Genomic DNA, 18225 nt, shown 5'->3' with positions numbered 1-18225 from the left:
CGCGTTACGCGGACCCAGGGCCTCGCGACGCGCGCGCCTCGCCCGACCGGCCCGGAGAGCGGAGGACGGCGGCGCGCGGAGAGCACTGCACCGGCGGGGCCGCGCGTCGTAGCGTCTGCCCTGCGGGGGCCACGGAGGACGACGGCAGCAAGGAGCTCGCCATGTTCGCTCAGGTCATCCAGGGCAGGACGTCGAACCCCGACGCGCTGCGCGCGGCGACGGACCGGTGGGTGGAGGAGCTGTCACCCGGCGCGGTCGGCTGGCTCGGCAGCACCGAGGGTGTCACCGACGACGGCCAGGCCATAGCGGTCGTCCGGTTCGAATCGGCCGAGGCGGCCCGGCGCAACTCCGAGCGGCCCGAGCAGGGGCGCTGGTGGGAGGAGGCGCAGCGGCTCTTCGACGGCGAGGTCACCTTCCTCGACAGCGACGACGTCACCGTGGACCTCGTCGGTGACCCGGACCGCGCCGGCTTCGTGCAGGTGATGCGGGGCCGGGTCAGCGATGCCGAGCGGGCCAAGGCGATCATGGCCGGCCTCCCCACCGAGAAGTTGGCGGAGTTCCGCCCGGACATCCTCGGGTCCGTGATGATCGGCAAGGACGACGGCCAGTGGGTCCAGGTCATCTACTTCACGTCGGAGGCCGAGGCCCGCGAGGGCGAGCGCAAGGAGCCGCCGCAGGAGATGGAGGAGGCCATGCGGGAGCTGATGCAGCTCAGCGTGGGTGAGACGGAGTACCTCGATCTCCGGCAGCCGATCCTGACCTCGCGACGCTGAGCCGGCGGTCGAGCCACACCCGGTCGCGCAGCCCGATCCCGTCGATCAGCGTGCCGTCCGGATAGCCACGCGACGCCGTGAAGGCGTCGCGCTCCACCGACCGCATCCGGAAGCCGTGCCGCTGGTAGAAGCGCAGGTTGCCGATGTCGGCGGCCGCGGTGGTCACCTCCAGCAGCGTGCCCGCCTCGCCGCCGAGCAGCTCGATCGCGGCCCCGACCAGCCGGCTGCCGATGCCCCGGCCCTGCAGGTCGGTCCGCACGGCCGTGCTCTTCAGCTCGGTGACCCCGGGGCGGCCGGTCGCGACGAACTGCAGGTGGCCGACGACCTCGCCGGCGCCGGTCACGGCGACCAGGACCCGGCCCTCGTGGAGACAGGAGTCCAGCTGCTGAGGGGAGTCCTCGGCCAGCTCGAACAGCGGCCGGAGCACCTCGCGCGGGCCCTCGTGGAGTGCGACGTGCAGGCCGTCGAGGTCGGGGAGGTCCTGGACGGCGATCACGACCCGGTTGCCGTCCGGGTCCAGGAAGGTCTCGCCCCAGCGGTTCCAGTACGGATTGGCGGCCACCACCGCGGGGACGCCGGCCGCCCGGAGCGCCGTCCCCGCCGTCCGGAGCTGCTCGCGGGACCGGACGTAGAGCACCAGCAGGTCCTCCTCCGTGCCCGCGACCGGTTCCACCGGTCCTGTCGTCAGCTCGAGTTCGGTGCCGCCGGGCAGCGCGAGGAACACGCCGTCGTAGCCGTCGTGCCCGGTGAACCCGCCCCGCTGCGGCAGGCCCAGCAGGTCCCGGTAGAACGCGGTCGCGCGGGGGAGGTCCCGCACCGGGCGGGCCATCCGCGCCGCCGCCCAGCCGGGTCCGGCGCTCACCGGGAGGCCGCCGGCGGCACGTACTCGAGGATCCGGCCGAGGTCGCGGAAGCCGATGGCCCGGTAGACCGCCTCGGCCATGGGCGTCGACTGCAGACTCGCGGTGCGGCACCCCCGCTCGACCGCGTCGAGCAGCTGCAGTGCGGTCACGGCCGTCCCCAGTCCGTGCCGCCGCGCCCGCGGCAGGGTCGTGACGTTGTAGATGCCGCGGTCGCCGGCGTGGTCGAACGCCATCGCCGTCGACACCCCCCCGCCCGTCGAGCGCGGCAACCCGCAGGTGGAAGGCGCTGCGGTCGACCCCGCCGAACCAACCCTCCGGCGCCGCCAGGATGCGGAGGTACTCGTCCCATCCCGGGGCAGCGGGCTCGATCCCCGGCCGTGGCCCTCGGAGGTCGCCCCGCGCCATGCCCATCGCCCGCGTCGACGCCTGCAGCGTGTACCTGCGGGACTCGAGGTCGGTGCGCATCGCCGCGTCGGTCTCGTGCACGCAGGCCGCGAAGCAGGGCACGGCGGCCGAGGCGTACGCGTCCTCCATCGCGTCCAGGGCGTGCGCCCGCTCCACCCGTGCCAGCCCCCGTCCGAGCACCGCGTTGTCGAGGAAGCCTCGCTCGGTCCGCCGGGGAAGATCGCGGCCGTGACGCCCGGCGACCGGACCACGGCCGCTCCCGGAGCGCCGTCGGCGTAGACCGTCCAGCAGGCGAGCAGGGTCCTTGCTCCGCGCAGGTAGAGGTCCTGGTCGGTCCACCCGGTCACGCCTGCTCCGTCCGTGCCGGGGAGGCGCCCGTTACGCGCCGTCCTCCTCCACGCAGACGGGGTCAGGTCGGCAGGGTCATCCCGAGCGACGCCTCGTTGGGGACGCCGACCGAGCTGTGCCCGTGCACGAGCCGCCACTCGCCGTCCTCGCGGTGGAAGACGGCGGTGCTGCGCATGGTGACCGCCGTGCCGTCGGGCAGCACGAGACGGGTCTCGTCGGCGACCCAGCCGACGTCGCCCTCCTCGTAGGCGCGCACCCGGATCGGCTCGTAGCGGGCGCTGTCGAGGCCGGCGTCCATCTGCTCCTGCCACCGCTCACGGATGGTCTGACCCTCGTACCACTCGGCGGGATCCGTGCCGATGGTGAGCAGCGCGTCGGACGACGACAGCAGTCCGGACAGCCACCCGACGTCGCCGTCCGCCAGCGCGGCGTACATCCGCTCGATCAGGGCCGCCAGCTCCGGGGACTCCCGCACGCGAGCACTGTGGCACCGGTCGGCAGCGCGCGCACGACCGAGTGGGTCAGCCCGCCGCGACCAGGCCGGTGGCGCGGGACAGCGCGCCGACCAGCCCCGGGAGGTCCCGCCGGAGCCGGTCGAACACGGCGACGTCCTCGTCGCCGGCCACGACGGCGCGGGTCCGCTCCGCGGGGACCAGCGCGGCGCGGGCGTCCGCGAGCCCGTCGGCGCGGCCCAGGGCGAGCAGCCCCAGCGCGGCCGCACCCAGGGCGCACCCCTCGGCGGCGTCGCCGAACACGACCGGCCGGCCGACGGCGGCGGCGACCGCCGTGCGCCACAGGGGCGCGCGGAAGGCCCCGCCGGTCGCGTGCACGCAGGTCATCGGCTGCTCCCGGTCGACCAGGTCGACCAGCGCGGCGAGCTGCAGGCAGACCCCCTCGACGGCGGCGCGGACGAGGTGGCCGCGGGTGTGGTGCCGGCGCAGACCCACGAAGGCGCCGGCGAGCCCGGGATCCCACGTGGGCGCCCGCTCGGCGACCAGGTAGGGGAGCAGCACCAGCCCGTCGCTGCCCGCGGGCGTGCCGGCGGCGAGGGCCAGTAGGGCCTCGTCGCCGGTCCCGGACGGGGCGGTCCGCGCGACGTCGGGCGCCAGCGCGTCGGCCGCCCAGCGCACCACGTGCGCTCCGTTGCTGGTCGCGGCGCCGATGACCCAGTGCCGGTCCGTCAGGGCGTAGCAGAACAGGTCGCGGCCCGCGGACGGCCGGTCGACCAGCATGCGCACCGCCCCGCTGGTGCCCAGGGAGAGCCCTGCGGTGCCGGGCGCGAGCGCTCCCGAGCCGAGGGTGGCCAGCGGCCCGTCGGCGGCCCCGGCCACCACGGGCGTCCCGGCGGGCAGCCCGGTGCGCCGGGCGGCGTCCGCGCCCAGATCGAGGACGGCGGTGGTCGGCAGCACCTCCGGCAGCCGGGCCGCCCGCACCGACGCCGTCCGCAGGGCCGCCGGGTGCCAGGCGCCGGTCGCGAGGTCGAGCAGACCGGTGGCCGAGGCGGACGAGAGCTCGGTGACCAGCCGCCCGGTCAGCCGCTCCAGCAGGAAGTCCTTGAGCCCCACCCACCAGCGAACGCGCGCCGCGGTCCCCGGCTCGTGCCGCGCGAACCACATCAGCTTGGTCAGCGGCGACATGGGGTGCACCGGGGTGCCGGTGATCCGCTGCAGCTCGGCGGCCTCGCCGGACGCGTGCAGCGCCCGGGCCTCCTCCTCGGCCCGGGCGTCGGCCCAGGTGAGCAGCGGGGTGATCGGCGAGCGGGACGCGTCGAGCCCGATCAGCCCGTGCATCGCCGCGCTGACCGAGACGGCGAGCACCCGGGCTCCCTCGGGGACGCAGTCGCGCACCGCCGCCAGGGCGGCCGCGGCGACGACGTCCGGGTCCTGGACCTGCCAGCCGGGCCGCGGTTGCAGCAGCGGGTACTCGTGGGCCGCGGTGTGCCGCTGCGCCGTTCCCAACCGGAACGCCACCGCCTTCGCCGCGGTGGTGCCGACGTCCAGGCCGACGACGACCTCCGCCGTCACCGGCGGCCCGACAGCGCGGTCGCGCAGGTGCGGACGGCAGCGACGAGCTCGCCGTCGTCGGCCAGCGCAGGATCCAGCGCCGCGAGGACGGCGGGCACGGCGCCGGCGAGAGGTCCGCCGGCGAGCGCCTGCAGCTCGGGACCGCGCACGTCGTTGACCGGCGAACCCTCGCCCCGCAGGTGCAGCACCCACGTGGCCAGCCCGGTCACCGCGGCCTCGGGCAGCCGCCCGGCCGCGCGCTCACGGGCCAGCACCGGCAGGATACGCACCGGCAGCTTCTGCGAGCCGTCCCCCGCGATCTGGGCCAGGTTGTGGCGGATGCGCGGGTTGGCGAACCGGTCGAGCAGCGCGGCGCAGTAGCGCTGCGACTCGGCCGCGGGGAAGCCGAGGTGCGGCTGGCAGGCCGACCACCACGAGCGGATCAGCGCCGCGCAGGCCGGGTCCGCCACCGCGTCGGACACCGTGGCGTGCCCGCGCAGCGAGCCGGCGTAGGCCAGCAGCGAGTGCGCCGCGTTGAGCAGCCAGAGCTTGCGGTCCTCGAACGGGGTGACGTCGTCGGTGAGGACGGCGCCGGCGGTCTCCCACGCGGGCCGGCCGCCGGGGAACGCGCCGGCGATCACCCACTCGCTGAACGGTTCGGTGGCCACCGGGGCGCGGTCGTCGACGCCGGTCGCGGCCAGGACGGCGGCGCGGTCGGCGGCCGTCGGCTCGGGCGTGATCCGGTCGACCATCGTCGTCGCGACGGAGACCTGCTCGTCCAGCCACTCGCCGAGCGCGGGATCGGCCAGCTCGCGCAACGCCGCCGCCAGGACCGCGCCGTTCTGCGCCAGGTTGTCGCACGGCACCAGGGTGAGCGGACCGGCGTCGGCGGCGCGGCGCGCCCGCAGTCCGGCGAGCAGGCGGGCGGGTGCGGCGTCCCGGCGGTAGCCGGCCTCGGTGACGGTCACGGTGACCACCCGGACGTCGGGGGAGGCGAGGTAGGTCAGCCACGCGTCGTCCTCGTCGGCCGCGTGGGCCCGGACGACCGACCGCACGACCTCGAACCCGTCGTCGCGGGCCCCGCGGGTGATCAGCGTGTACAGCCCGTCCTGGGCGGCCAGCGCGCGGGCGAGGTCGGGACGGCGGCCCGTGAAGGCGGCGATGCCCCAGTCGTCCCCGGCGCGGTCGGTGTACCAGGCCTGGTGGGCGCGGAAGAAGCTGCCGAGCCCCAGGTGTACGGCGCGGACCGGGGGAGCGGGCGCCGCGCGGTGCAGGTCGGTCACAGCTTGAAGACCTCCCGCGGCCGGCCGGCGACGAGGTCGACCGCGGTCTCGACCGCCTCGTCCTCGTCGAGCAGGTGCTCGCTCACCAGCCGCGCCAGGTACCCGGCGTCCAGCCGCCGGGCCATGTCGTGCCGCGCGGGGATCGAGCAGAACGCCCGGGTGTCGTCGATGAAGCCCGACGTCCGGGAGAAGCCGGCGGTCTCGGTGACGGCTGCTCGGAACCGGCGCACCGCCTCCGGCGCGTCGAGGAACCACCACGGGGCGCCCACGTAGACCGACGGGTAGAAGCCGGCCAGCGGCGCGAGCTCGCGGGAGAACACCGTCTCGTCGAGCGTGAAGAGCACCAGGTGCAGGTTCGGGTGCGTGCCGAACCGCTCCAGCAGCGGGCGCAGGGGATCGGTGAAGTCGCCGCGCAGCGGGATGTCGTGCCCGGTGTCCGGCCCGTGGGCGGCCAGCGTCGGCCCGTGGTGGTTGCGCCGCACGCCCGGGTGCAGCGTCATGACCAGACCGTCGTCGCAGGACATGCGGGCCATCTCCAGCAGCAGGTGCCGGCGCAGCGCCACCGCGTCGGCCGCCGGCGCCGTCCCACCCAGCGCCGCCCGGTAGACCCGCTCGGGGTCGGCCAGCGGCTCGGTGCCGACGTCCTCGTGGCTGTGGTCGGCCGAGACCGCCCCGTGCGCGCGGAAGTACGCCCGCCGGTCCTCCATCGCCGCCACCCAGCCGGCGTACCCGGAGGTGTCCACCCCGCTCACCTCGCCGAGCCGGGCGACGGCGCCGGCCCACCCCGGCGACCCGGCCTCCAGGTACCGGTCGGGCCGGAAGGTCGGGATCACCCGCCCGGCGAAGGCGGGGTCCGCGGCCAGTGCGGCGTGCGCGGCCAGGTCGTCGCACGGGTCGTCGGTGGTGGCCAGCACCTCGATGCCGAACCGCTCGAACAGCGCGCGGGGGCGGTAGGCGTCCTTGGCCAGCCGCTCGGCGACCTGGTCGTAGATCGCGTCGGCGGTCCCGGCCGACGGGCGGACGGTCACGTCGAAGATCTCCGCGAGCTCCGACTCGAGCCAGTAGCGCGACGGCGTCCCGCGGAACAGGTGCCAGTTCGCGCACAGCAGCCGCCAGACCCGCCGGGACTCCGCTTCCGTCAGCGCGCCGCGCCCCACGCCCAGGTCGGCCAGCGGGACGCCGCCGGCGTGCAGCAGGCGGGTGACGTAGTGGTCCGGCGTCACGAACAGCGTCGCGGGGTCGGTCAAGGGGACGTCGTCGGCGAGCACCCGGGCGTCCACGTGGCCGTGCGGCGACAGGATCGGCAGGTCGCGGACCGCCGCGTACAGGCGGCGGGCCACCTCGCGGGTGCCCGGCTCGGCGGGCAGCAGGCGGTCGGGGTGCCGGCGCAGCGGTGCGGGGGCCGTCATGCCGGCAATGCTCGCCCGCGACGACCGGAGTGGCAATCGGTTGCCGCCAGTTGCCGCGGTCACACCCGCCGGTTGCCATGTGTTGCCCGCTGCGCTTGTCCTCCGGCCGGTGCGGACGGAGGGTTCGGGCATGACCCGGATGCTCGACCCCGTCACCGGCGAAGCGGCCCTGATCGGCGGCCCCGACGGCATCCTCGGCGCCGACGACGTCGCCGCGTTCGTCGCCGAGCAGCTCGCGGCGCGCGACCTCGACGGCCGCAGCGTCTGCGTCGTCATCCCCGACGCCACCCGCAGCTGCCCGCTCCCGCTCCTGCTCACCGCGGTGCACGGCGCGCTCACCGGCCGGGTGACCCGGATGACCGCCCTGATCGCGCTCGGCACGCACGCGCCCATGACCGAGGCCCAGCTGGCCCGTCACCTCGGCTACCCGGCCGGCGACCTGGCTGCGCGCTATCCCGGCCTGGAGGTCCGCAACCACGAGTGGGACGACCCGGAGACCTTCGTGTCGCTGGGCACCATCCCGGCGTCGCGCGTCGCGGAGCTCTCCGAGGGCCGGCTGGCGGAGAGCGTCGACGTCCGGCTCAACCGCGCGGTGGTCGAACACGACGTCGCGCTCGTGGTGGGCCCGGTCTTCCCGCACGAGGTCGTCGGCTTCTCCGGCGGCAACAAGTACTTCTTCCCGGGCGTGGCCGGCCAGGAGATCATCGACCTCTCGCACTGGCTGGGCGCGCTGATCACCAGCGCCGACATCATCGGCACCCGCGGGATCACCCCGGTGCGCGCGCTCATCGACGAGGCGGCCGCGCTGATCCCCGCGGAGCGGCTGGCGCTGTGCGTCGTCGCGCAGTCCGGCAGCGGCGCGCTGCACGCGGCCGCGTTCGGGCCCCCGGAGGCGGCGTGGGCGGCGGCCGCCGACGTGTCGGCCGAGACCCACGTGCGCTACCTCGACGCGCCGGTCCGGCGGGTGCTGTCGGTGATCCCCGAGAAGTACGACGACATCTGGACCGCCGCCAAGGGCTTCTACAAGCTCGAGCCAGTGGTCGCCGACGGCGGCGAGGTGATCCTCTTCGCGCCGCACATCACGCAGATCTCGGCCATGCACCCGGAGATCGAGGAGATCGGCTACCACTGCCGCGACTGGTTCGTGCAGCAGTGGGACCGGTTCCGGCACCTGCACTGGGGCGTGCTCGCGCACTCCACGCACCTGCGCGGCGCCGGCACCTTCGACCACGAGCACGGCGAGCGCTGCCGCGTCGACGTCACCCTGGCGACCGGCATCCCGGAGGACGTCGTCCGCGGGGCGAACCTCGGCTACCTCGACCCGGCCGACGTCGACCTCGACGCCTTCCGTGCGGACGGCGAGACGTTCGTGGTGCCCGAGGCGGGGGAGGTCCTCTTCCGCCTCCGCTGAGCGGTCGACCCGCGCTCGACCAGCCGCACGGGCAGCACCATCGGCTGTCCGGTCCGGCTCTGCGCGCCCTCGATCATCGCCAGCAGGTGCTTGGTCGCCGTCGCGCCCTCGAGCCGCAGCGGTGAGGCGACGGTGGTGAGGCCGGGGGTGATCAGCTCGGCGGGCCCGATGTTGTCGAAGCCGACCACGCTGACGTCGCGCGGCACCTGGACCCCGCGGGTGCCGAGGCCCCGGATGAGCCCGATCGCGACCTGGTCGTTGTAGGCGATCACGGCCGTGGCCGCCGCGGTGACGACGTCCTCCGCCGCGCGCACGCCGCCGGCGACGTCGGGGGAGAAGGGGCCGATCCGGCGCACCCGCAGCTGCAGGTCCGCCGCCGTGTCCTGCAGCGAGCGCCAGCGCATGCCGTCGGCCCAGGAGGCCTCGGGTCCCGCGGCGTAGGTCAGGGTGTCGTGGCCCAGGTGGAGCAGGTGCTCGACCGCCCGGCGCATGCCGGTGGCGTTGTCGGGGACGACGCACGGCACGTCGACGACCACCCGGTTGAGGACGACGACCGGCTTCTGCTTCGCGATCATCCGGATGGCCGAGTCCGACATCCGGGAGCCGCCGAGCACGACGCCGTCCACCGACGGCAGCGCCCGCTCCAGCGCGGCGCGCTCCACGCGGTCGGACTCCTGGGCGTCGGCGAGCACGAGCGTGTAGCCGCCGTCGGCCGCCTCGGCCTGCGCCCCGCGGATGATCTCCGAGTAGAACGGGTTGGCGACGTCGGACACGACCAGCGCGATCATGTGGCTGCGCGCCGTCGACAGCGCCCGTGCCAGCGGGTTGACCCGGTAGCCCAGGCCCTCGGCCACCTGCCGGATCCGCTCGGCGGTCGCGGCGTTGACCCGCCCGGGCCGGGAGAAGGCGCGCGAGACGGTCGACGGGGCGACGCCGGCCGCCTTGGCGACGTCGTAGATCGTGACCTCGCGCGCCCCGCGTCCCGTGCCCACGACACCTCCGCCGCACCCGCAACAGCCGTTCCGATGGTCGGCAGCCCGCGTCGAGACAACTCATGGCAACCGATTGCCTCCACGGTAGCGGCTGTGACGTACTTCGCTCAGTCGGGCCTCCCCGGCACCGGGGCGGCCGCCTTCCGCGGCCCGCGCGCCCCGCATCCACGGCATTGACACGAGGGACTCCGACGATGAAGTCAGGCAACGGTCTGAGGTTCGCCGCAGTGGCGGCCGCGGGAGCCATCGCGCTCTCGTCCTGCTCCACCGCCGGGGGCGGCACCAGCGTCCAGAGCGGCGGGGGCGCGAGCGGCCGGGGCGGCACGCTCAACCTCGGGCAGATCCAGGACATCACCTCCTGGGACCCCGGGCAGGCGCACGTCGGGCCGAAGCTGGTGCCCTACCAGCTGGCCTACGACACGCTGATCCTCCGCGAGGCCGACGGCTCCTACGCCCCGATGCTGGCCACGACGTGGGGCTACACCGACGACACCAACACCACGTTCAGCCTCGACCTGCGCACCGACGTCACCTTCAGCGACGGCGCGACCCTCGACGCCGCGGCGGTCAAGGCCAACCTCGACCACTTCAAGAGCGCCAACGGCCCGCAGGCGATCCAGCTGGCCGACGTCGACGAGGTCACCGCCGTCGACGACGACACCGTCGAGCTTCACCTGGCGCAGCCCAACCCGGCGCTCGAGTACTACCTCAGCCAGGCCGCCGGCCTCATCGGCAGCCCCGAGTCGCTCGGCACCGACGAGATCACCGCAGCCCCGGTCGGCAGCGGCCCCTACGAGATGGACACCGCCGCCTCGGTCGCCGGCAACCAGTACGTGTTCACCGCGCGCGACGACTACTGGAACCCCGACCTGCAGCACTGGGACCAGATCACGCTCAAGGTGCTCAGCGACCCCGCTGCCCGGGTGAACGCCATCTCCTCCGGCCAGGTCGACAGCGTGCCGCTCGACGCGCGGACGGTCGGCCAGGCCACCGGTGCCGGCGTCGACGTCGTCACCTGGGACTCCGACTGGGTGGGGCTGCTGCTCTTCGACCGCGGTGGTCAGGTCAACCCCGAGCTGGCCGACGTCCGCGTCCGGCAGGCGATCAACCACGCCTTCGACCGGGACACGATCCTGAAGCAGATGCAGGGCGGCTACGGCACGGTGACCAGCCAGGTGTTCGGCACCACCAGCACCGCCTACGACGAGGGCCTGGACGACTTCTACGGGTACGACCCGGAGAAGGCCAAGCAGCTGCTCGCCGAGGCCGGCTACCCGGACGGCTTCACCCTGGAGATGCCGCTCGCCGAGCCGATGGCGCAGGTCGCCCCGTTCTTCCAGCAGCCGCTGGCGGACATCGGCATCACCGTCGAGGTGGTCTCCGTGCCGATCCAGAACTACCAGGGCGAGCTCGGCAGCGGGAAGTTCGCCGCCGGCTGGTGGAGTCTTTTCCAGGGCCCGACCTGGGTGGCGGTGCAGCAGCTGCTGTCGACCGACGCGCTCTACAACCCCTTCGACTCGACCACCCCGGAGCTGCAGGCGATGGTCGACGCCGTCCGTGCCGGTGGGGACGACGCCGACGCCCAGGCGCAGGCCCTCTCGGAGTACCTGACCGAGAACGCGTGGTTCGCCCCCTGGTTCCGGTCGGAGGCGATCATCGCCGTCGACTCCGGCGTGCACGTGGAGCCGCAGACCGAGCAGGCCGTGCCCTCCATCTACGGCTACACCCCGGCCAGCTGACCCGATCGTCCCCGGGGAACGGTGCACCCGCTCCCCGGGGACGACGGTCTCTCCACCCCGGCTACGGAGCTGCCATGCTGTCCTTCGTCCTCCGGCGACTCGGATCCGGACTCGTCGTCCTGGTCGCCGTCTGCTGCCTGACCTTCGGGCTGCTCTTCTACTCGTCCGAGAACATCGCCCGGAACATCCTGGGCGAGCAGGCCACGGCCGACCAGCTCGCGGCGAAGGAAGCCGAGCTGGGCCTCGACCGGCCGCTGCTCGGCCGGCTCGCCGACTGGTGGGCCGGCGCCGTGCAGGGCGACTTCGGCCGGTCGTGGTTCAACCGGCAGCCGGTCGTCGACGCGCTCGCCACGCGGCTGCCGGTCACGCTGACCATGCTCGTCGTGGCGATCGCGCTGATCGCCGTGGCGGCCACCGCCCTCGGCACCCTCGCGGCGGTCAAGCGAGGCTGGGCCGACCGGCTGGTGCAGCTCGGCGCCGTGGTCGGCACCGCGATCCCCGGCTTCCTGATCGGCCTGTTGCTGGTCGCCGTGTTCGCGCTCCAGCTCGGCTGGTTCCCCGCTGTGAGCACGATGAGCCCGGGCGCGGGCGCCGGGGCGTGGGCCGCCTCGCTGACGCTCCCGGTCGTCGCCCTGCTGATCAACGGGCTCACCAGCACCGCCCAGCAGGTCCGCAGCGCGGTGATCAAGCAGTACGGCCTGGACTACGTGCGGACCCTGCGCAGCCGCGGCCTCCCCGAGCGGGAGATCCTCACCCGGCACGTGCTGCGCAGCGCCGCGCCCACCGGCCTGACGGTGCTGAGCCTGCAGTTCATCGGCATGCTCAGCGCGGTCGTCGTCCTCGAGCAGGTCTTCGCGCTGCCGGGGATCGGCACCCTCGCCGTCCAGGCGACGACGACCGGCGACCTGCCGCTGGTGATGGGCGTCGTCGTCGTCACCGTCGGCGTCGTCATCCTCGTCAACCTGCTCGTCGACCTGGCCAACGGCTGGCTCAACCCCAAGGTGCGTGTCGCATGAGCGAGACCCTGCAGGCCGCTCCCACGGCGGCCCCGATCACCCGCGCGTCGCTGGGCCGCCGGCTGCGGCGCAACCCGCTCGGGATGGCCGCGGTCACCGTCCTGGTGGTGGTGTTCCTCGCCGGGCTGCTCGCGTCCTGGCTGGCGCCGCTGGACCCGAACTTCGCCGACATCGCCAAGGTTCTGGCCGCGCCGGACGCGCACAACCTGCTCGGCACCGACAGCGGGGGCCGCGACATCCTGAGCCGGCTGCTCGTGGGCGGCCGGACGACGCTGCTCGCCGCGCTGCTCTGCGTCGCGGTCGCCCTTGTCGTCGGGGTGCCCACCGGGCTGCTGGCCGGCTACTTCGGCGGCCTGTTCGACGGCGCGGCCAACTGGGTGACCAACGTGCTGCTGGCGCTGCCCGGGATCATCCTGCTGCTCACCGTCCGCGCCGCCCTCGGCCCGTCGGTGTGGATCGCGATGATCGCCTTCGGCGTGATCCTCAGCCCGGGCTACTACCGGCTCACCCGCACCGCGGTGCAGGCGGTGCGCGGCGAGCTGTACGTGGACGCCGCCCGGGTCTCGGGGCTGAGCGACGGCCGGATCCTGCGCCGGCACATCCTCTCCGTCGTCCGCGCGCCGCTGATCATCCACACGGCCGTGGTGTGCGGAGTGGCGATCGGCGTGCAGTCCGGCCTGGACTTCCTCGGGCTGGGCGATCCGCGGGTGGCGAGCTGGGGCAGCATGCTCAGCGACGGTTTCCGCAGCATGTTCCAGACCTCGCTGAACCTGCTGTGGCCGGCGCTGGCCATCGGGCTCACCACCGCCGCGCTCGTGCTGCTGGGCAACGCGCTGCGCGACGCCGTCGAGGACCCGGAGCGGGCGAAGCCGGCGAAGGCACCCGTCCCCGCGGCCCCCCGTCGCGCCCCGGCCCCCGTCGAGGCGGGCACCGAGCACCACCTGCTGAAGGTGTCGGGGCTCGGCGTCGGCTACCCGCAGGCCGACGGTTCGGTGACGCCGGTCGTCGCGGACGTCTCGTTCACCGTCGACCGCGGCGAGGTGCTCGGCGTCGTGGGCGAGTCGGGCTCCGGCAAGACCCAGTCGGCGTTCGCCGTCCTCGGCCTGCTGCCCGACGACGCCGTCGTCACCGGCGGGACGATCCAGTTCGACGGCGAGTACACAGTCGCCCCCGGGGACGGCGCCGTCGCGCAGGACCGGCTCCGCCCGCTGCGGGGCCGGCGGATCGGCTACATCCCGCAGGAGCCGATGAGCAACCTCGACCCGGCGTTCACCATCGGCTACCAGCTCACCCGGCCGATGGCGAAGCTGCTCGGCATCTCCACGGCCGAGGCCCGGCGGCGGGCGCTCGGCCTGCTGGCCGGCGTCGGCATCGCCGACCCGGAACGGACCATGGCCGCCTATCCGCACGAGATCTCCGGCGGCATGGCGCAGCGCGTGCTCATCGCCGGCGCGATCAGCTGCGAGCCGGACCTGATCATCGCCGACGAGCCGACCACCGCCCTCGACGTCACCGTGCAGGCCGAGGTGCTCGACGTCCTGCGGGGTCTGCAGCAGCGGCTGGACCTGGGCGTGCTCCTGGTGACCCACAACTTCGGCGTGGTCGCCGACATCTGCGACCGGGTCGTGGTCATGCAGTCCGGCCACGTGGTCGAGGAGGGGCCGGCGCGGACGATCCTGCGCACCCCGGGGCGCCCGTACACCCGCTCGCTGCTGGACTCGATGCTGGAGGACAAGCCGCCGCTGACGCCGCTCACCACCGCGCCGGTGTGGGGCGTGCCCGATCTGGAGGTCACCCGATGAGCACCCTGCTGGCGGTCGACGACCTCGTCGTCCGCTTCCGGCCGAAGAAGCGGCTCGGGAAGCCGTTCCAGGCCCTCTCCGGCGTCTCGCTGCGGCTGGCCGAGGGCGAGACGCTCGGCCTGGTGGGGGAGTCCGGCTCGGGCAAGACCACGATCGGCCGGGCCATCCTCGGGCTGGCGCCGGTGAGCGAGGGCCGGATCGTCTTCGCCGGCCGGGACATCACCTCGGCCTCCCGCCGGGAGCGGCGCGTGCTCAGCCGCGACCTGCAGGTGGTGTTCCAGGACCCGTACAGCTCGCTCAACCCGGCCCGCACGATCGGCGACATCCTGGCCGAGCCGCTCTCGGTCCAGGGGATCGCCGGGTCCGAGGCCCGCGGGCGGGTGCAGGAGCTGCTGGACCGGGTGCACCTGCCGGCCGACGCCATGCACCGGCTGCCCCGGGAGTTCAGCGGCGGCCAGCGGCAGCGGATCGCGATCGCCCGGGCGCTGGCCCTGCGGCCGCGGCTGATCGTCTGCGACGAGCCGGTGAGCGCGCTCGACCTGTCCACCCAGGCCCGCGTGCTGGACCTGTTCCTGGAGATCCAGCGCGACACCGGCGTCTCCTACCTGTTCGTCTCGCACGACCTGGACGTCGTCCGCCACGTCAGCCACCGGGTCGCCGTCCTCTACCGCGGCGAGCTGGTGGAGCAGGGGGACGCCGAGCAGGTCACCCGCTCGCCCCGGCACCCGTACACGCAGCGGCTGCTGCTGGCCTCACCCGTGCCCGACCCCGACCGCCAGGCCGCCCGCCGCGACGCGCGGCGGGAACTCGCCGAGCCCGCCGCGGCCTGACCCGCCACCAGCGAGAGGAACACCCATGCTCCGCCCCCAGGACGGCCCCACCCGCGAGCGCAAGAGCCTCAACGGGCTCTGGCGGTTCCGCCTCGACACCGACGGGGTCGGCAGGGACGCGGGCTGGTGGCGGTCGCCGCTCGCCGAGGCCCGCGACATGCCGGTGCCGGCCAGCTACAACGACGTCCTCGCCGACGCGGCGGTGCGCGACCACGTCGGCGACGCCTGGTACCAGACGGTGGCGCGCGTTCCCCGCGGCTGGGCCGGGCAGCGGGTCGTGCTCCGCTTCGACTCGGCCACCCACCGCGCCGTCGTCTGGGTGGACGACGTGGAGGTGGCCCGGCACGAGGGCGGCTACACGCCGTTCGAGGCCGACGTCACCGAGCACGTCCGCCCCGGGCAGGAGCTGCGGATCACCGTCGTCGTCGACAACCGGCTCACCTGGCGCTCGGTGCCGCCGGGCCTGGTCGAGAACGGCAGGCAGAAGTACTTCCACGACTTCTTCAACTACGCCGGCCTGCACCGGTCGGTGTGGCTGTCCAGCACCCCGCCGGCCTTCATCCGCGACATCACGGTGCGCACCGGCCTGGACGGTGCCACGGGCACGGTCGACTACCGCGTGGACGCCGACGGCGACGTGCGGGCGGTCCTCCGCGACGCCGAGGGCGGAGAGGTCGCGGCGGCCACCGGTGCCGACGGCGTCCTGACCGTGGCCGACGTCCACCCGTGGCGGCCGGGTGAGGGGTACCTCTACGACCTGCGGGTCGAGCTGACCGACGGCGGCGAGGTCGTGGACAGCTACACGCTGCCGGTCGGCGTCCGGACCGTGGAAGTGCGCGGCACGCAGTTCCTGATCAACGGCGAGCCGTTCTACTTCACCGGCTTCGGCAAGCACGAGGACGCCGCGGTCCGCGGCAAGGGCCACGACGACGCGCTGATGGTGCACGACTTCGCGCTGCTGGACTGGATCGGCGCCAACTCCTTCCGGACCTCGCACTACCCGTACGCGGAGGAGGTGCTGGACCACGCCGACCGGCACGGGATCGTCGTGATCGACGAGACGGCCGCCGTGGGCCAGAACATGGGTCTGGCCGGCGGGATCTGGGGCGGTCCGGCGGTCCCGACCTTCTCGGCGGAGACGATCGACGACACCGCCCGCGAGGTGCACGCGCAGGCGATCCGCGAGCTCGTCGCGCGCGACAAGAACCACCCGAGCGTCGTCCTGTGGAGCATCGCCAACGAGCCGGAGTCCGACACCGAGGGGGCGCGCGAGTACTTCGAGCCGCTGTTCGCGCTGACGAAGGAGCTGGATCCCACGCGCCCGGTGGGCTACGCGAACGTGATGCTCGCGCCGCACGGCAAGGACGTCCTGCACCCGTTCGCCGACGTCCTCATGCTCAACCGCTACTTCGGCTGGTACGTCTTCACCGGCGACCTGGCCGGCGCGGAGCCGGCGCTGCAGGCCGAGCTCGAGGCCTGGGCCGGCGAGGGGAAGCCGATCATCATCACCGAGTACGGCGCCGACACCCTGGCCGGGCTGCACTCGGTCACCCCGCAGCCGTGGAGCGAGGAGTACCAGGTCGACTTCCTGGAGATGTACCACCGGGTCTTCGACCGGGTCGACGCCGTCGTCGGCGAGCAGGTGTGGAACTTCGCCGACTTCGCCACCTCCTCGGGCATCACCCGGGTGGACGGCAACAAGAAGGGGGTCTTCACCCGGGACCGCCGTCCCAAGGCCGCCGCGTTCGCCCTGCGCCGCCGCTGGCGGGGCGGGCGGGGCTGAGCCCGCCGCCCCGCAGTGCCGGGAGGCCGCGCGCCGGTCAGTGCTCGGCTCTGGCCGCCTGGGCAGCCATCAACCTCCTGACCCATGGCACCGAAGCGTCCGCGGGCCGGCCATAGGCCACAGGGTCGAGGTAGGTGCCGACCTCGTCGGGCGGCTTCTCCTCTTCGATGACCAGGGGATGCCGTTGCGCTGAGGGGTCGATGCGGACTCCGGTCACCTGCCAGGACACGCGGCCGCCCGGCCGCCCCCCGGCGATGTCGAAGCCGGCGCCGTCGTACTCCGCCGACACGTGCAGGTCCGGTGCTGCAGACCCGAGGGACGTCACGAGGTAGCAGAGATCGCTGTTGAGGCGCCCGAACCACTCCGGGAGTTCGACGCGCGCACGACCCTCGTCGTCGAGCCCTACGGTGCCGTCGTAGTGGGTCTTGAGTGCCGGCGCTTCCACAGCGGCGTGCCGCAAGTAGCTGCGCTCAGGGTCCAGCGGGTGGTCGATGACGAACTGCTTCGTCCCGGCAGTCACCGTGAGGTTGCCGAGGACGTCGACGTTTCCCCAGAAGTTGCCGGTCCCCAGACAAGCCAGACCGCCGAGACTTTGCACGCCAAGTGTCGTCCCGAAAGCGGAGACGCCGATCTTTCCCTGGCCGTAGACACCGTCGTCGTCGACGGAGGAGCCGAAGACGCCGGCGCCGTGCGCGCTCTCTCCCTGTATCCCGGGTGCGTCGGCCTCCGAGACCCCCTTCACCCCCGCGATGGCGGGGAGCGCGCCGGACGGCCCGTTCGTGATGCCGAGGACGCCGGTTCCCCGTGCGCGGTTCTCCCCTTGCACGCCCGGCGAGGTGGCCGATTCCGTCCGGCCGAGTACCCCGGCGAACTCGTCGCTGGTCCCGAGGACCCCCGCGAAGCCTTCCCGTTCGGCGCCGCCGATCACGCCGTGGTCCTGTGTGCTCCTGGCGTCGATGCCGGGCCCACTGTCACCCCGCGCGAGCATGCCGGTGGCACCCTGCCCGACGACTCCGACGCCGCGCGTGTCCGCGTGCCCGAACACACCGATCCCGCCGAGCCCGGAGGCGAGACCGACGACCCCGTTTCCTCCCTGCTCGGCGGCATTTCGCCCGAACACCCCCGCGGCGCTGTCTGCGGTGGCGCTGCCGAGGACGCCGTTGTCCGAGGAGCTCTCCCCGCTGACGCCGACGCCCGTGGAGCTCCGCCCGCTCACGCCCGCGCCCGAGGTGGACGACCCGGCGACGCCTCGTCCGCTCTGCGAGCGCCCGAGGACGCCGTCGTTGCTGGTGCTCTCTCCGGAGACCGCCGGCCCGGCGTTGCTCACGCTCAGCACGCCGGCGCCCTGGTCGCTGAACGCCGAGACTCCCGAGCCCGTCACGCTCGTCCCGACGACGCCCGCCCACTGAGGGCCTTCTCCGACGACCCCGGTGCCGGTGGGGCTCTGGCCTTGCACGCCGAAGCCGCTGCCGTCGTCGTCACCCTTGATGCTGACCATCGATCCTCCAAGAGCCGGGATCGCAGCAGCTCCGCACCGCTCCTGCGAGCGGCGGCCAGTGTTGGGCGACG

15 protein-coding genes are annotated in these 18225 nt (G+C 74.1%); 7 read left to right on the top strand and 8 right to left on the bottom strand.

Going from position 1 to position 18225, the window contains the following annotated elements:
- Positions 1-161: 161 nt before the first annotated feature.
- Positions 162-773: a hypothetical protein gene (locus AB3388_RS16445; protein WP_495406375.1), complete on the top strand. Its 612-nt coding sequence runs from the start codon at positions 162-164 to the stop codon at positions 771-773.
- Here AB3388_RS16445 and AB3388_RS16440 read toward each other — a convergent pair.
- The 6 genes from AB3388_RS16440 to uxaC form a co-directional block, all read right to left on the bottom strand.
- Positions 712-1635 (bottom strand): GNAT family N-acetyltransferase, encoded by a 924-nt coding sequence (locus AB3388_RS16440; protein WP_495406374.1) that lies wholly within the window; start codon positions 1633-1635, stop codon positions 712-714. The two genes, AB3388_RS16445 and AB3388_RS16440, sit on opposite strands and share 62 nt — an antisense overlap.
- Positions 1632-1868 (bottom strand): GNAT family N-acetyltransferase, encoded by a 237-nt coding sequence (locus tag AB3388_RS16435; RefSeq protein ID WP_495406373.1) that lies wholly within the window; start codon positions 1866-1868, stop codon positions 1632-1634. Before AB3388_RS16435 ends, AB3388_RS16440 begins: the two co-directional genes overlap by 4 nt.
- Positions 1869-2449: 581 nt before the next feature.
- Positions 2450-2863, bottom strand: coding sequence for a nuclear transport factor 2 family protein (locus AB3388_RS16430; RefSeq protein WP_495406372.1), 414 nt, complete (start codon positions 2861-2863; stop codon positions 2450-2452).
- Between the two features lie 46 nt (positions 2864-2909).
- Positions 2910-4412, bottom strand: a complete 1503-nt coding sequence (locus tag AB3388_RS16425) for a gluconokinase (protein ID WP_495406371.1) — start codon at positions 4410-4412, stop codon at positions 2910-2912.
- Positions 4409-5674: a mannitol dehydrogenase family protein gene (locus AB3388_RS16420; RefSeq protein WP_495406370.1), complete on the bottom strand. Its 1266-nt coding sequence runs from the start codon at positions 5672-5674 to the stop codon at positions 4409-4411. Before AB3388_RS16420 ends, AB3388_RS16425 begins: the two co-directional genes overlap by 4 nt.
- The gene (gene uxaC, locus AB3388_RS16415; protein WP_495406369.1) at positions 5671-7083 is read right to left on the bottom strand and encodes a glucuronate isomerase; all 1413 of its coding nucleotides are present in this window, start codon (positions 7081-7083) and stop codon (positions 5671-5673) included. Before uxaC ends, AB3388_RS16420 begins: the two co-directional genes overlap by 4 nt.
- 130 nt (positions 7084-7213) lie before the next feature.
- Between uxaC and AB3388_RS16410 the strand changes: the two genes are divergently transcribed.
- Positions 7214-8494, top strand: a complete 1281-nt coding sequence (locus AB3388_RS16410; RefSeq protein ID WP_495406368.1) for a lactate racemase domain-containing protein — start codon at positions 7214-7216, stop codon at positions 8492-8494.
- On the opposite strand, the gene AB3388_RS16405 is transcribed toward AB3388_RS16410, so the two are convergent.
- Entirely contained in the window at positions 8395-9486 is a 1092-nt protein-coding gene (locus AB3388_RS16405) for a LacI family DNA-binding transcriptional regulator (protein WP_495406367.1), read from the bottom strand. The two genes, AB3388_RS16410 and AB3388_RS16405, sit on opposite strands and share 100 nt — an antisense overlap.
- Before the next feature lie 227 nt (positions 9487-9713).
- Here AB3388_RS16405 and AB3388_RS16400 point away from each other — a divergent pair, with 227 nt between their 5' ends.
- From AB3388_RS16400 to uidA, 5 genes are all read left to right on the top strand, one after another.
- On the top strand, positions 9714-11225 hold the full coding sequence (locus AB3388_RS16400; RefSeq protein WP_495406366.1) for an ABC transporter substrate-binding protein: 1512 nt from the start codon (positions 9714-9716) through the stop codon (positions 11223-11225).
- A 74-nt stretch (positions 11226-11299) separates the two neighbouring features.
- The gene (locus AB3388_RS16395) at positions 11300-12241 is read left to right on the top strand and encodes an ABC transporter permease (RefSeq protein WP_495406365.1); all 942 of its coding nucleotides are present in this window, start codon (positions 11300-11302) and stop codon (positions 12239-12241) included.
- The gene (locus AB3388_RS16390) at positions 12238-14043 is read left to right on the top strand and encodes a dipeptide/oligopeptide/nickel ABC transporter permease/ATP-binding protein (RefSeq protein ID WP_495406364.1); all 1806 of its coding nucleotides are present in this window, start codon (positions 12238-12240) and stop codon (positions 14041-14043) included. The genes AB3388_RS16395 and AB3388_RS16390 overlap by 4 nt, the downstream gene beginning before the upstream one ends.
- On the top strand, positions 14040-14873 hold the full coding sequence (locus tag AB3388_RS16385) for an ATP-binding cassette domain-containing protein (RefSeq protein ID WP_495406363.1): 834 nt from the start codon (positions 14040-14042) through the stop codon (positions 14871-14873). The genes AB3388_RS16390 and AB3388_RS16385 overlap by 4 nt, the downstream gene beginning before the upstream one ends.
- 25 nt (positions 14874-14898) lie before the next feature.
- On the top strand, positions 14899-16656 hold the full coding sequence (gene uidA / locus AB3388_RS16380; protein WP_495406362.1) for a beta-glucuronidase: 1758 nt from the start codon (positions 14899-14901) through the stop codon (positions 16654-16656).
- Positions 16657-16693: 37 nt separating this feature from the next.
- Here uidA and AB3388_RS16375 read toward each other — a convergent pair whose 3' ends face one another.
- The gene (locus AB3388_RS16375) at positions 16694-18154 is read right to left on the bottom strand and encodes an autotransporter outer membrane beta-barrel domain-containing protein (RefSeq protein WP_495406361.1); all 1461 of its coding nucleotides are present in this window, start codon (positions 18152-18154) and stop codon (positions 16694-16696) included.
- Positions 18155-18225 lie beyond the last annotated feature (71 nt).

Source organism: Geodermatophilus sp. SMS 5-13 (assembly GCF_059428245.1).
Note: the sequence above shows the minus strand (reverse complement) of the source record. Positions and strands in the feature narration are given on the sequence as shown.

Coding starts and splice junctions, on each gene's coding strand:
- AB3388_RS16445 (WP_495406375.1), top strand. CDS start 162: ATGTTCGCTCAGGTCATCCAGGGCAGGACGTCGAACCCCGACGCGCTG.
- AB3388_RS16435 (WP_495406373.1), bottom strand. CDS start 1,868: ATGGCGTTCGACCACGCCGGCGACCGCGGCATCTACAACGTCACGACC.
- uxaC (WP_495406369.1), bottom strand. CDS start 7,083: ATGACGGCCCCCGCACCGCTGCGCCGGCACCCCGACCGCCTGCTGCCC.
- AB3388_RS16410 (WP_495406368.1), top strand. CDS start 7,214: ATGACCCGGATGCTCGACCCCGTCACCGGCGAAGCGGCCCTGATCGGC.
- AB3388_RS16395 (WP_495406365.1), top strand. CDS start 11,300: ATGCTGTCCTTCGTCCTCCGGCGACTCGGATCCGGACTCGTCGTCCTG.
- AB3388_RS16390 (WP_495406364.1), top strand. CDS start 12,238: ATGAGCGAGACCCTGCAGGCCGCTCCCACGGCGGCCCCGATCACCCGC.
- AB3388_RS16385 (WP_495406363.1), top strand. CDS start 14,040: ATGAGCACCCTGCTGGCGGTCGACGACCTCGTCGTCCGCTTCCGGCCG.
- uidA (WP_495406362.1), top strand. CDS start 14,899: ATGCTCCGCCCCCAGGACGGCCCCACCCGCGAGCGCAAGAGCCTCAAC.
- AB3388_RS16375 (WP_495406361.1), bottom strand. CDS start 18,154: ATGGTCAGCATCAAGGGTGACGACGACGGCAGCGGCTTCGGCGTGCAA.